The following is a 14087-nucleotide window of genomic DNA, read 5'->3' as shown; positions in this document are numbered from 1 at the left end:
CTTAAGCGCTGTAGCTCAGTATTTTAATAACTGTTAAATGAATGTAACGAATATTTTACGAACTATGGTTTATTCCGATAACATGTGATTTGTGCATGCTATAGGTTTTTCAGCCATTATCAGTTATTTGTATGGTCAAAATGAGTCTGCAGTGTGGTTTATCCACTACAACTCACCTCGTATTTAGGAGCAATAATGAAACTTGCAAGTTATCACAACGGACGTCGCGACGGCCAATTAATGTTAGTCAGTAAAGATTTGACCAAGACAGTCGCGGTGCCTGCTATTGCCCATACAATGCAGCAACTATTAGATGCTTGGGATTTGTTATACCCACAACTTAATGAGTTGTATGAAGCATTAAACGACGGACAAATGGACAATGCAGTCGATTTTGATGAAGCACGTTGTTTATCACCTTTACCACGAGCTTACCAATGGGCCGATGGCAGTGCGTATGTCAATCACGTAGAACTCGTTCGTAAGGCCCGTGGTGCTGAAATGCCAGCATCATTTTGGACTGATCCACTCGTGTATCAAGGTGGTTCTGACTGTTTTATCGCCCCTAAAGCGGATATTCAAATGGCCAGTGAAGAATACGGTATCGATTTCGAATCAGAAATCGCTATTGTTACTGATGATGTTGCCATGGGTGTTAACAGCGAGGATGCGACTAAGCACATTAAATTATTGATGCTAGTTAACGACGTATCACTGCGTAACTTAATTCCAGGTGAATTAGGTAAAGGCTTTGGCTTTTTCCAATCCAAGCCATCGAGTGCATTTTCGCCAATTGCGATTACCCCTGATGAGTTAGGTGACAAATGGCAAGACAGCAAAGTACATTTGCCGTTAGTGACTCATTTAAACAGTGAACTATTTGGTCGCCCGAATGCTGGCGTCGACATGACGTTTAACTTTAGCCAGTTAGTAGAGCACGTGGCTAAAACACGTCCATTAGGCGCAGGTGCAATCATTGGTTCAGGTACTATTTCTAACTACGATCGCAGTGCAGGTTCAAGCTGTTTAGCGGAAAAGCGGATGCTTGAGATTATTGCCGACGGCAAAGCATCAACACCTTTTATGCACTTTGGCGACACTGTTCGCATTGAAATGTTTGATGATAATGGCGTGAGCATCTTTGGTTCTATCGATCAAAAAGTGGTTGAATACAAAGCTTAAGATGATGAAGGCGATGTAAATCGAAATAAAAAGGCAATAGCGATAAAGCGTTATTGCCTTTTTTAATGAAAAAAACAACAGGGATATAGACATGAAACTCTATGGCTATTGGCGTTCAAGTGCGGCATATCGCGTGCGTATTGCATTAAATTTAAAGCAGTTAACGGCAGAACATATTTCAGTTCACTTAGTTAATAATGGTGGTGAGCAACACTCTGAAGTTTATCATCAACTCAATCCCTCGGATCTTGTACCGACATTTATCGACAATAACGGGTCTGGTGAGATTAACTTATCGCAATCGTTAGCGATTATGGAATACCTCGACGAAAAACACCCTCAACAACCGTTACTTCCCAGAAATATTGAGCAGCGTGCTATTGTGCGTAGCATGGCTCAAGCCATCGCATGTGAAATTCATCCATTAGATAATCTTCGAGTATTACAATATTTAGTTAACGAAATGGGCGTATCAGAAGCAGATAAAATGCGTTGGTATCATCATTGGATACACCTTGGCTTTGCCGCTTTAGAACAGCAGTTAAGTCAATATTCTGGACGTTTTTGTTTTGGTGATACTCCGTCGCTGGCCGATATTTGTTTAATCCCGCAAGTGTATAATGCCAAACGCTTTAATTTAGAGCTTGCTGCGTATCCTAATATTGTCCGAATTTGGGATGAGTGCAATAAGTTAACAGCATTTGCTGATGCTGCGCCAGAACAACAGTATGACGCGACTTAATCAAACCCTATTAAATCAGCCCCTGTTAAATCAAGTGGCTATTGATCAGTTGCAACAGGGGCAAGCAAAGCTATTGTCCTTGTTGGCGCAGTGGTTGCAACAGGATGAATCTAGATTGACAGCGTTAATGGCGTGTCAGAAAGTAATGCAACAACAGGGGATCTCTGACTGGTTAATTAGCGCAGGTTTTATACGTAATATGATTTGGGATAATTTACACTGCATGGCTTCACAACCCTTAAATGACATTGATGTAATTTACTGGTGCGATAACAATCCATCTTCCGAAAAAGACCAAGCGATACAAGCAATGTTGGTTAAACAGATAGATCTGCCTTGGTCGGTGAAAAATCAAGCTAGAATGCATGTTAGAAATGGTGATAAACCTTATCAATCTTGCGCTCATGCCATGTCATATTGGCCAGAAAAACAAACCGCTATTGGAGTTCAATTAGTCTCAACTGATAAGCTAACATCCTCTGAATTTCAATTACAGGTAATCAGTGTGTTTGGTTTAAACTGTATGTTTGATTTATCGTTAAGCCAAAATCCAAAGCGTGACAAGGCGATTTTTAATCATCGCGTGTATCAAAAGGCGTGGTTAACTCATTACCCCAAACTATCCGTAACAGAATAGTCATCAGCAATTATTCACTTGATCAACCTCACAAAACCCAACTATTAAATACCTCTTTTGTCTCTTTATGCCCTCGTTTTGTGATCTAAATCAAGTGTCTGCAACCTCTTTTGTACCTCTAAAGAGGTATTTGGTTTTCATTGATCTATGTCAATGTTATTAACAGATTACTTCGGTAGGTTGGCGGAAAATGTTGAGGATGCACAGAGTTGCATCTAGTTGTCATTACCATGGAGTGTTAAAAATGAATAATAAAATTAGCCTAAGTTTAGCCGCTGCTACGTTATTAACTGCTGGATTATCTTTTGGTGCTGCGGCACATCAAGCGGGTGATATTATCGTTCGAGCAGGTGTTGCTATGGTGGCACCTAATGAGTCAAGTCCTGTAGTAGCAAACATTGCAGAATTTGGGGTAGATAATGATGTGCAACTAGGGCTAAATTTTGCTTATATGTTAACTGATAATTTTGGGGTTGAATTATTAGCAGCATCGCCTTTTAGCCATGATGTGTCACTAGGTGAATTAGGTAAAATTGCAGACACTAAACAATTACCCCCAACATTGGTGGCACAGTATTACTTTGGCAATTCACAATCTGCTTTCCGTCCTTATATTGGTTTAGGGGTTAACTTTACTAATTTCTATGATAGTGAGTTTACCCAAGATGCTAAAGACCTTGGTTTAGACAATTTAAGTTTGTCGAACTCTTGGGGGATTGCTGCTCAATTAGGTCTTGATTACCAAATTGATAAAAAATGGTTGGTTAATGCTTCTGTATGGTATGCACAAATTTCAACTGATGTGAGCTTTGATATGGGTGGAGATCATGTTGTCGTTGATACCGATATTGACCCTTGGGTGTATATGGTGAGTGTAGGTTATTCTTTCTAGTATTTATTAGCATGTGCAGATTCAAAAGCAGGAACCCTTGGGTTCCTGCTTTTATTGATACGCTAATTCACTATTTTTTACGTGGATTCCAATGACGGGTATTATAAATATATTCAGGTAATAAACGATTAATCCACGCTACAATACGCCAGCGCTTGGTGACATACACTCGGCGTTTACCTTTTTTAAGTGCCGTTAAAATTTGTTCTGCCACTTTATCAATGGGCGATAAAAGCATTTGAGTGTTTAAGTGGACCGCCTTATCAAATAAGCCTAATTGAATATCACTAATGGTTATAGGTAATTTTAAGCGTTGTGCATGCATGCTAAGGCCTTGCAAATAATTTGCAGCAAAAGCTTTAGAGGCATGGTAAGCCACGTTTGGACCACCACGTTGGCCGGCGATAGAATTAATCGCTGCTAATTGGCCGTAACCCTGTTCGCACATCAATTTAAAAATACACTGGCTGGCAGCGGCAAATCCCATGACATTTACATCAATAGTATGTTGGTCAATGGCCCAGGGGAGAGTTGAATCATATTCATTAACGCCGGTGTTGACTATCACTAAATGGGCTCCATCATGCTTGGTCCAAGCCGCATTAAGTTGTGCTATTAGTGTATCGGGTTGGGTAATAGCTAATGGATACACGCTGACTTCACCGGGCAAGCTTTGACTAAACTCGCTAAACGAGTCAGGATCGTTAACAAATAGCACTAGTGAAACCTGCTGTGCAGATAATTGTTTAGCAAGGGTTTGGCTTAGTTGGGAACTTGCACCAATTATCATTGCAGTCGCGATTGACATAGTTAACCTCATCTTAAGTAATGACTCATGATAGAAATATCGCTTGTTGATAACAAGCGAGAAAAAAATTCAACTCAAGACGTGTAGACTTCTAGACATCCTTGTGTATGATGAATTATACAAATGATTGTTGTACTACTACTCGCTGATATAGCGTGCTGACAGTGTTTTGTTTAAATAACCTTAGTAAATATAAGTTAATACTGGTGATCAAGTTGACTGTTTAGCGAATTTAACAGAATGTTGAAACTGTGATGTGGTAAGCATAATGGTTGAGGTTATTAGCCCATTTGGCACGTACTCAATCAAGACGCTGTGTTTAATTAATCTATAAGGTGAGACGTATGCCGGTTCGTATTCCTGATAATCTGCCCGCTGCAGGTATTTTAGAGTCTGAAAATATCTTTGTGATGTCTGAAACCCGTGCGGCTAATCAGGACATTCGTCCAATGCGGGTACTCATCTTGAATTTGATGCCCAACAAAATCGAAACTGAAACCCAATTATTACGTTTATTGGGGAATACGCCATTGCAAGTTGGGGTCGATTTATTACGTATTCATGATAAAGAATCTAAGCATACGTCAGTTGATCACATGAACACTTTTTATCGTGATTTTGAAGACATCAGACATAACAATTACGATGGTTTGATTATTACAGGGGCACCATTAGGGCAAATTGATTTTAAAGATGTGGTTTATTGGGACCATATTCGCGAGATCATTGACTGGTCGCAACAACATGTGACATCGGTTTTATTTCTCTGCTGGGCAGCTCATGCTGGGTTTTATCACCTTTATGATTTAGAACGTAAGTTGTTAGCCAACAAACGGTCTGGCGTATTTAATCATCGCCGAACAAGCGACCCGCATCCTTTATTACGTGGTTTTGATGATGAGTTTTTTGCGCCACATTCTCGTTTTGCGGAAATGGACGTCGAACAAATCCGCCAACATCCTGATTTAGAAGTGTTAGCTGAATCTGACGAGGCTGGCGCCTATATTGTACTTAGCCGTGATAGCCATAATGTGTTTGTGATGGGCCATCCTGAGTACCAAAAAGAAACCTTGAACGAAGAATACGTGCGCGATAAAGGACAAGGACTTAACCCTGACATTCCACAAAATTATTATCGTCAAGATGATCCCAACCAAGACCCTATTGTTCGTTGGCATAGTCATGGCAGTTTATTAGTCAGTAATTGGCTTAATTATTATGTTTACCAGTTAACACCATATGACTTGTCTGACATGAATGCGAAAACGCCATGGGAAAGTAAAAAGTAAATCTGAGTATAGTTTCACCAGCGCTTTAACGTTGACATCGTTTCGATAAAAGCTATTGTTAAATTTAATGGTTTTTATTGTAAGGTCGAGGTTAAATGGTTAAAACGCGGTTGATGTTATTATTGGTGTGTGCAGTGAGTGGGCCTGTAACCTCATTGGGGGCCAGTGACCTCTTTAGTGACGCTGATGCAAATGACACCAATGTTAATGGCACCAATGTAAGTGGTATTACTGGTAGCGCAACATTAACGGATATCAAACGGCAGTTATCCACATTAAGCTCACCACAGCAACGTATTGACTTTTTACAACAACAGCGACCGCAAAGCGCTCAATGGCCAATTGAACAGCAAGGCCAGTTATTGCATTTGTTGGCAATAGAGCAAGAAGTTAACAGTGATCTTGTTGCTGCAGTTGACAGTTATACTCAGGCCATTAAATTACTTACGCCACATCCTCTTAGTGAAGAACTGGTCAAAAGCTATATCGAACGCTCATTCATACTTTACCTTCAAACTAACGACACCCAAGTTTATTGCCCAGATCGTGAAGTGGCGATTACATTAGCCCGTCAGCTTGGAAACGTTGATATCTTGGCCGAAGTGTTAGCGCAAAGCGCGTATTGTTATAATAAACCAAGTGATTTTGGCGAAGGTCTGAAAAGGTTAAATGAAGCATTAGCGTTAGCACAACAACATCAATTAGGACTGAGCCGGCAAGCGATGATATTCAATGCCACCGCGGCTATTTATCGTGACAATGGTTTAAACCGTAAAGCTTATCAATACTTTAAGAAAGCCTATGGTTTTTGGGAGCAAGCCCAAGATAAACAAGACATGTTTAATATGTTGCATAACATGATTGGTGAATCAATTAAATTAGGCTTGTGGGTGGAGAATAAAGACCATTTATTGCAAATGCAGCAACTGGTTGAGCAATCGCCAGAGTTTGCTGATTTTGAGTTTTTTTATCAATTTAATACTGGTATTAGCTGCTGGGCTCAAGGTTTATTCCAAGAAGGTATTGAGCATTTTTTACGAGCACTTGAAGTGCAAGATACAACTCAAGAAAAATACTTTGTCGACGCCACTCATGCATGGTTGGCATTAAGTTATTTTCGTCAACAAGAGCCAGATAAAGCCTTTAAATATGCGGAAAAGTTTTCTCATTCGGCGACTTATCACGGTCATTCAAGTGAATTGAAATTGATGATTGCAGCCATCATTGATTACGCCAATGGTTCCAGTAATCTTGGCATGAATAAGCTGTTAGATACCATCGATTTACAAAAAAAGAACTTTGCCAATATTATCAATAATGATGTGGTTAATTCATCATTAGACCATAACCTTACCGTTGCTGAATTTAATAATCGCCTGCTCGAAAATCAATTGGCAATTAATAAGCTTAATTTGGAGGCCGAAATTGATACTCAAAAAATCACTAACTTATCAATGGTAATCGCAGTGCTCATTGCATTGGTGTTATTGGTTGTGGTGATTTTCTTGTGGCAATCTCGCCGACAATTTAAACGTCGCTCTCAAACTGATTATCTGACGGGTATTGCTAATAGACGTCATACTTTTGAACAGGGTAAAAAGATTTTTAATCAGGCTCAAAAAAATAATCGACCACTCGCCGTGATTATGTTCGACATCGATAATTTTAAAGCTATTAATGACCATTATGGCCATGATATTGGCGATTTAGCCATAAAAGCATGTGGAAGACGTGCACGGAATTGGCTCAAGAAAAACGATATATTAGGTCGCATAGGTGGTGAAGAATTTCTAATTATTTTACCCGATACAGGACAGTTACAAGCCGTTGAAATAGCAGAGCGATTACGAACCAGTATTGAGTCAAACCAGTTTGTTTTTCACAATGTTAAAATTAATTTTACCATCAGTGTGGCTGTTGCTATGTTAACCCCGCAAACTCATGAGCTTGCCGACATTATTAAGCAAGCCGACTTAGGCTTATATCAAGCAAAAGATAAAGGCCGCAATCAAGTAGTGATTATGGACCATTAATCCTCCCCAAATGGCTATTTGGTTTATTGGGCCACTATGGCTACATTCTGCTTAGACTAAAGTTTTATGCTGATTAAATCGCTCAACAGTAATAACGTTACTGATGTGCGGTTGTTTATATATGTCATAAAAACAATGTCTTACATCAAATTTAAAGCTAATATTCTTAAGCTGTAAATCTTCACTGACAATTCCAATTGATTAACATCAGTATTTAGACCATTTTTTACTTGCTTTACGTTCGCGTCAACGTCAGAGTGATATCAATATTGAAAAAGTTAATTTCTAAGTGTATTTAAATTGGAGTAGTTATGAGTACAGAGCAAACAGGTCAAGATATCGTTATTGTTGCCGCGAAGCGTACACCAATGGGTGGGTTTCAAGGTGCATTGTCTGAGGTAGCATCTCCAGTATTAGCGGCTACTGCGATTAAAGGCCTATTAGCCCAAACTGGTGTGAGTGAAAACAGCATTGACGAAGTGTTGATGGGTTGCGTTTTACCCGCAGGTCTTGGTCAAGCCCCAGCTCGTCAAGCATCACTGGGTGCCAATTTACCTTATAGTGTTGGCGCCACTACTATCAATAAAGTCTGTGGCTCTGGCATGAAAACCGTAATGCTAGCTCATGATTTGATTAAAGCGGGTAGTAGTCAAGTTGTGGTTGCGGGTGGTATGGAAAGTATGAGCCAAGCACCATATTTGCTCGACAAAGCGCGCAGTGGAATGCGTATGGGCCATGGTAAAGTGATGGACCACATGTTTTTAGATGGCCTTGAAGATGCTTACACTGGTGGTGCAATGGGTACATTTGCACAAAAAACGGCAGATGACTTTGGCCTAACCCGCGAGCAAATGGATGCTTTTGCATTAAGTTCGCTCGAAAAAGCCAATGCAGCGATTAGCTCTGGCGCATTTAAAGATGAAGTGGTGCCTGTCACCATGAGCACGCGTCGCGGTGACGTGACTGTTGATACCGATGAGCAGCCAGGTAACGCCCGCCCAGAAAAAATCCCGACATTACGCCCAGCATTTACCAAAGACGGCACGATTACAGCAGCCAACTCTAGTTCAATTTCAGACGGCGCTGCAGCGTTAATGTTAATGACACGCGAAAAAGCACAGCAATTGGGCTTAAGCGTATTAGCGACCATTAAAGGTCACACTACTCATTCACAAGAACCGTCAATGTTTACTACCGCACCGGTTGGCGCGATGCAAAAACTGTTCGATAAAGTGCAGTGGAGTAAAGATGATGTCGATTTATATGAAATTAATGAAGCGTTTGCCATGGTCACCATGTTGGCGATTTCTGAACTGAAATTAGATGCCAGTAAAGTCAACGTTAACGGCGGTGCATGTGCAATGGGACACCCAATAGGTTGTTCTGGTGCGCGTTTGTTAGTCACATTGATTTACGCCTTAAAAGCACGTGGCCTTAAGCGTGGCGTAGCATCGTTATGTATTGGTGGTGGCGAAGCTACAGCAATGGCGATAGAAGTGTAAATAGACAATACAAGTTAAGTTCGACAAGACCACCGCACAGGTAGATGTACACGCAGCCACTTTAGTGAGACTGACAAACACAACAAATCGCGTCACCTGTGCAGTAACTCAATACGAGTGGGCTTATTTCACTCATAAGATGTTCAAGGATCGAGGAAAGCAACATGATCACACAAGTTAAGCATTACATTGACGGCGAATTCACACATGGTAATGGTGACCGCAATATTGATGTCACTAACCCTGCTAATAATTCAGTTATCGCCAACATTAACTGTGCTACCACTACCGAAGTCGAATTGGCTATTCACAGTGCTAAGGAAGCGTTTAAGACATGGAAAGAAGTTCCCGTATCTGAACGTGCGCGCGTCATGTTACGTTACCAACATTTGCTAAAAGAACATCACGATGAACTGGCGACCATTTTGGCCCAAGAAACCGGTAAAACCTTTGAAGATGCTAAAGGTGATGTATGGCGCGGTATTGAAGTAGCCGAACATGCCTGTAACGTAGCGTCATTGATGATGGGCGAAACGGTAGAAAACGTTGCCCGTAACATCGACACCTACAGTTACACGCAACCATTAGGTGTGTGTGCGGGTATTACGCCATTCAATTTCCCTGCAATGATCCCGTTATGGATGTTCCCATTATCAATTGCTTGCGGTAATACCTTTATTTTAAAGCCTTCTGAACAAGATCCGATGACGCCGCAACGTTTAGTGGAGTTGTTTGTTGAAGCGGGTGCGCCAAAAGGTGTATTACAACTTATTCATGGCGACAAAACCGCAGTTGATATTTTGCTTAGGGATCCTGCTATTAAAGCGATTTCGTTTGTTGGTTCTGTGGGGGTGGGTCAATACATTTACAAAACGGGCACCGACAACCTAAAACGCGTGCAAGCGTTTGCGGGGGCTAAAAACCATTGCGTGATCATGCCTGATGCGAATAAGCAGCAAGTGATCAATAACATGGTCGGCGCCTCAGTGGGTGCGGCAGGTCAACGTTGTATGGCTATTTCGGTCGCAGTGTTTGTGGGTAAAGCCAAAGAGTGGATCCCTGAGTTAAAAGAGGCGTTAGCTAAAGTGCGCCCAGGTTTGTGGGATGACAAAAACGCTGCTTACGGCCCAGTGATTAGTCCTGCAGCAAAAGAACGGGTACTCAAACTCATTGCCCAAGGTAAAGCTGAAGGTGCTGAGTGTTTATTAGATGGCAGCGATTTTACCTTAGAAGGTTACGAATCGGGTAACTGGGTTGGTCCAACCATGTTTACCAATGTCTCCACCGACATGAGCATATACAAAGAAGAGATCTTTGGCCCTGTATTGTGTTGCATGGAAGCGGACAATTTAGATGATGCTATTGAGCTGGTTAATAACAGTCCTTACGGTAATGGCACCTCTATCTTTACTGCATCTGGCGGTGCCGCTCGTAAATATCAACACGAAATAGAAGTTGGCCAAGTAGGGATTAACGTACCGATCCCTGTGCCATTACCTTTCTTCTCATTCACTGGTTGGAAAGGCAGTTTCTATGGTGATCAGCACGCCTATGGTAAACAAGCGGTGCGTTTTTGTACTGAAACTAAAACCATCACTTCACGCTGGTTTGACACAGAAGCCGTTAGTGGTCCTAACATGAGCATTGACCTCAAATAATCCCTGCTCGGGTTAGTCTCCATTCGCCGTGATAGTTAGTTTATTGATTTATTGCGGCAATATTTATTAGCTAATTCAACAAGACAATTTTGACCCGCGCCATTGGATGATGTTGTAACACAGACAATCTAATGGATAAGCAGCTTAAGCCGCAGGCGGGCAAAACTTCAAATGACCCAAGAGTCATCCAAGACAATATTAGGAGTCCAGCATGGATTTTAATTTAAACGAAGATCAGCGTCAGTTTGCTGATTTAGCTCGTCAATTCTCTGCCGAAGAGCTCGCTCCATTCGCCGCTAAGTGGGATGAAGAACATCATTTTCCTAAAGAGGTTATCCAAAAAGCCGGTGAACTGGGCTTTTGTTCTTTGTATTCGCCAGAATCAGAAGGCGGTATGGGCTTATCCCGGTTAGATTCTTCGATTATTTTTGAAGAATTAGCCCATGGTTGTACAGCTACCACAGCAATGTTAACGATTCATAATATGGCTACTTGGATGGTTACCACATGGGGCACAGAAACGTTGCGTAAACAATGGTCAGAAGGCTTAACCACTGGGCAATTATTAGCATCTTACTGTTTAACTGAACCTGGTGCTGGTAGTGATGCGGCTTCATTGCAAACCAAAGCCGTGCGTGATGGTGATGATTACCTGATCACAGGTTCAAAAATGTTTATCTCTGGTGCCGGTGAAACCGAGTTATTAGTGGTAATGTGCCGTACTGGTGAAGCAGGCCCTAAAGGCATTTCTGCCATTGCTGTACCTGCTGATGCGGCCGGTGTTACATACGGAAAAGCTGAAGATAAAATGGGTTGGAACGCACAGCCAACAAGATTAATCAGTTTTGAAAATGTGCGCGTGCCTGCCGCCAACTTACTAGGCGAAGAAGGCCAAGGTTTTACCTTTGCCATGAAAGGCCTAGACGGCGGACGTATTAACATTGCTACCTGTTCAATTGGTACGGCCCAAGCTGCACTGACTCGTGCAACTGAATACATGAATGAACGTAAGCAATTTGGTAAACCGCTAGCGGCATTCCAAGCATTACAGTTCAAACTGGCTGACATGGCAACAGAATTAGTGGCTGCCCGCCAAATGGTACGTTTAGCGGCCTTTAAATTAGATACTCAAGACCCAGAGGCCAGTGCGTATTGTGCCATGGCGAAGCGTTTTGCTACTGATGTGGGTTTCCAAGTGTGTGACGGTGCGCTGCAAATTCATGGCGGTTATGGTTATATCCGTGAATATCCATTAGAACGTCATTTTCGTGATGTACGAGTGCACCAAATTTTAGAGGGCACTAACGAGATCATGCGTTTAATCATTGCCCGTCGTTTGTTAGCTAGCGACGCCCATCCAATCTTGTAATAAACAGATCCACTAGTGACTGAACCACAATATATTCCCTAGCATAAGGACATAAGGTTATGACAAAACCACCTGCGATTCTTGAACATATTATCGGCCACACGGCAATATTGACCTTGAACAATCCGCCTGCAAATACTTGGACGGCTGACAGTTTACAAGCACTTAAAAACATCATCCTTAAGCTGGATCAGGACAAGGATATTTATTCCCTAGTGATTACAGGCGAAGGTGATAAGTTTTTCTCAGCTGGTGCAGATTTAAATTTATTCGCCGATGGCAATAAAGACAATGCAGCCATCATGGCGCAAAACTTTGGTGAAGCCTTTGAAACCTTAAGCGCGTTTCGTGGGGTATCTATTGCTGCCATTAATGGTTACGCCATGGGTGGAGGTTTAGAGATCGCACTCGCTTGTGATTTACGTATTGCTGAAGCTCAGGCAAAAATGGCGTTGCCTGAAGCTTCTGTCGGTTTATTACCTTGTGCGGGCGGCACCCAAAACTTAACGGCATTAGTGGGTGAGGGTTGGGCAAAACGGATGATTTTATGTGGTGAACTGATTGATGCCGCCAAAGCAGTGAACATAGGTTTAATTGAAGAGGTGGTCGAAAAAAGTCAATCACTAGATGCTGCGGTAGCATTGGCCGCTAAAGTGGCTAAACAGTCTCCTAGTAGTGTTAGTGCGTGTAAAACACTTATTCAAGCTGGGCGGAATATGCCTCGCACTCAAGCATTACCGCTTGAACGAGAACTGTTTGTGGGCTTATTCGATACCGAAGATCAGACTGAAGGTGTGAACGCCTTTTTACAAAAACGCGCCGCAAACTGGAAGAACTGCTAATGACTCAAGATGTAATTTTTCAAACATTGGGCACGCTATCCGGTCAATCTATCGGTGTGGTCACTCTGAATATTGAAAAAGCGCTTAATGCGTTAACACTTGATATGGTTGATGCCATGCAAGTCCAACTAACCCGTTGGAAAAGTGATGACAGTATTGCTTGCGTGGTGCTAAATGGCGCCGGCGAGAAAGCCTTTTGTGCCGGAGGTGATGTACGGGCTATTTATCATGCATCAATAGCAAACCCCAATAATATCACCGAAGAAGCTTGTGAATTTTTCACCAAAGAGTATCAACTTGATTATTTATTGCATCAGTTTGGTAAACCCGTGATGGTATGGGGTGACGGCATTGTAATGGGTGGTGGTTTAGGGTTAATGGCTGGCGGTAGCCATCGTATTGTTACCGATCGTAGCCGTATTGCAATGCCAGAAGTGACCATAGGTTTATACCCAGACGTTGGTGGTAGTTACTTTTTAAACCGTATGCCGGGTAAGACAGGGCTATTTTTAGGGTTAACCGCTTACAACATGAATGCCGCAGATGCCTTGTATGTTGAACTTGGTAACTATTATTTAAATAGCGATGAAAAAGAGCCATTGTTTGATGCCATGGCTGAAGTCATGTGGAGTCAAGATAACGCGGAAAATCATCAACGATTAAGTGACTTGCTCACTGATTTGTCCAAGCAGCACATCGCTACGTTGCCAACCAGCCATTTGCAGCAATTCCAACAACAAATCGATTTGTTAATGGCGGGTGATATTCTTGATGTTCACTATCAATTATCTACCTTAAATACTGAACTTGATTGGTTGAAACGGGCGCAAAAAACGGCGTTAGCGGGTAGCCCAATTAGTTGGCATCTTATTTTTGAACAAGCCGCTTTAGGAACTGAGCTTAGCTTAGCAGACTGTTTTAAATGGGAGCTTGGCGTTAGTGTTAACTGTTGTTCTATGGGCGACTTTTGCGAAGGTGTGCGTGCCTTACTGATTGATAAAGATCGCCAACCTAAATGGCTATTTGCAGATGTCGACGCAGTGGATGCGAATAAAGTGACTCAACTGGTTACTTCTCCTTGGGCTGAAGATAAACACCCATTAGCTGACTTTACTTAAAAAAGGATTAATGAG

The 14087-nt window shown here is 41.9% G+C and carries 12 protein-coding genes; 11 read left to right on the top strand and 1 reads right to left on the bottom strand.

Annotated elements, in window-relative coordinates; translation table 11 throughout:
• Positions 1-195 precede the first annotated feature (195 nt).
• From FH971_RS13015 to ompW, 4 genes are all read left to right on the top strand, one after another.
• Positions 196-1182, top strand: a complete 987-nt coding sequence (locus FH971_RS13015) for a fumarylacetoacetate hydrolase family protein (protein WP_140234579.1) — start codon at positions 196-198, stop codon at positions 1180-1182.
• A 91-nt stretch (positions 1183-1273) separates the two neighbouring features.
• Positions 1274-1924, top strand: coding sequence for a maleylacetoacetate isomerase (maiA, locus tag FH971_RS13010; protein ID WP_140234578.1), 651 nt, complete (start codon positions 1274-1276; stop codon positions 1922-1924).
• The gene (locus FH971_RS13005) at positions 1911-2561 is read left to right on the top strand and encodes a nucleotidyltransferase family protein (RefSeq protein ID WP_167496020.1); all 651 of its coding nucleotides are present in this window, start codon (positions 1911-1913) and stop codon (positions 2559-2561) included. Before maiA ends, FH971_RS13005 begins: the two co-directional genes overlap by 14 nt.
• A gap of 244 nt (positions 2562-2805) precedes the next feature.
• A complete protein-coding gene (gene ompW / locus FH971_RS13000) occupies positions 2806-3453 on the top strand; it encodes an outer membrane protein OmpW (RefSeq protein ID WP_140234576.1) in 648 nt (215 codons plus the stop codon).
• Between the two features lie 70 nt (positions 3454-3523).
• Here the strand turns inward: ompW and FH971_RS12995 are convergent, their stop codons facing one another.
• On the bottom strand, positions 3524-4261 hold the full coding sequence (locus tag FH971_RS12995; RefSeq protein ID WP_137226612.1) for an SDR family NAD(P)-dependent oxidoreductase: 738 nt from the start codon (positions 4259-4261) through the stop codon (positions 3524-3526).
• 344 nt (positions 4262-4605) lie between these two features.
• Here FH971_RS12995 and metA point away from each other — a divergent pair, with 344 nt between their 5' ends.
• The 7 genes from metA to FH971_RS12960 all read left to right on the top strand — a co-directional run bounded on the left by metA (position 4606) and on the right by FH971_RS12960 (position 14072).
• On the top strand, positions 4606-5550 hold the full coding sequence (gene metA, locus FH971_RS12990; protein WP_137226613.1) for a homoserine O-acetyltransferase MetA: 945 nt from the start codon (positions 4606-4608) through the stop codon (positions 5548-5550).
• Positions 5551-5645: 95 nt separating this feature from the next.
• The gene (locus FH971_RS12985; RefSeq protein ID WP_140234575.1) at positions 5646-7583 is read left to right on the top strand and encodes a tetratricopeptide repeat-containing diguanylate cyclase; all 1938 of its coding nucleotides are present in this window, start codon (positions 5646-5648) and stop codon (positions 7581-7583) included.
• Positions 7584-7894: 311 nt separating this feature from the next.
• Complete coding sequence (locus FH971_RS12980) at positions 7895-9085, top strand: thiolase family protein (protein WP_140234574.1); 1191 nt, start codon at positions 7895-7897, stop codon at positions 9083-9085.
• Between the two features lie 164 nt (positions 9086-9249).
• Positions 9250-10743 (top strand): CoA-acylating methylmalonate-semialdehyde dehydrogenase, encoded by a 1494-nt coding sequence (locus FH971_RS12975; protein WP_137226616.1) that lies wholly within the window; start codon positions 9250-9252, stop codon positions 10741-10743.
• A 211-nt stretch (positions 10744-10954) separates the two neighbouring features.
• Positions 10955-12112 carry an acyl-CoA dehydrogenase family protein gene (locus FH971_RS12970; RefSeq protein WP_140234573.1) on the top strand — a complete coding sequence of 386 codons (1158 nt, stop codon included), beginning with the start codon at positions 10955-10957 and terminating at the stop codon, positions 12110-12112.
• A gap of 59 nt (positions 12113-12171) precedes the next feature.
• Positions 12172-12954 carry an enoyl-CoA hydratase gene (locus FH971_RS12965; protein ID WP_140234572.1) on the top strand — a complete coding sequence of 261 codons (783 nt, stop codon included), beginning with the start codon at positions 12172-12174 and terminating at the stop codon, positions 12952-12954.
• Positions 12954-14072, top strand: a complete 1119-nt coding sequence (locus FH971_RS12960) for an enoyl-CoA hydratase/isomerase family protein (protein WP_140234571.1) — start codon at positions 12954-12956, stop codon at positions 14070-14072. The genes FH971_RS12965 and FH971_RS12960 overlap by 1 nt, the downstream gene beginning before the upstream one ends.
• Positions 14073-14087 lie beyond the last annotated feature (15 nt).

Source organism: Shewanella polaris, assembly GCF_006385555.1.
GTDB lineage: Bacteria > Pseudomonadota > Gammaproteobacteria > Enterobacterales > Shewanellaceae > Shewanella > Shewanella polaris.
Note: the sequence above shows the minus strand (reverse complement) of the source record. Positions and strands in the feature narration are given on the sequence as shown.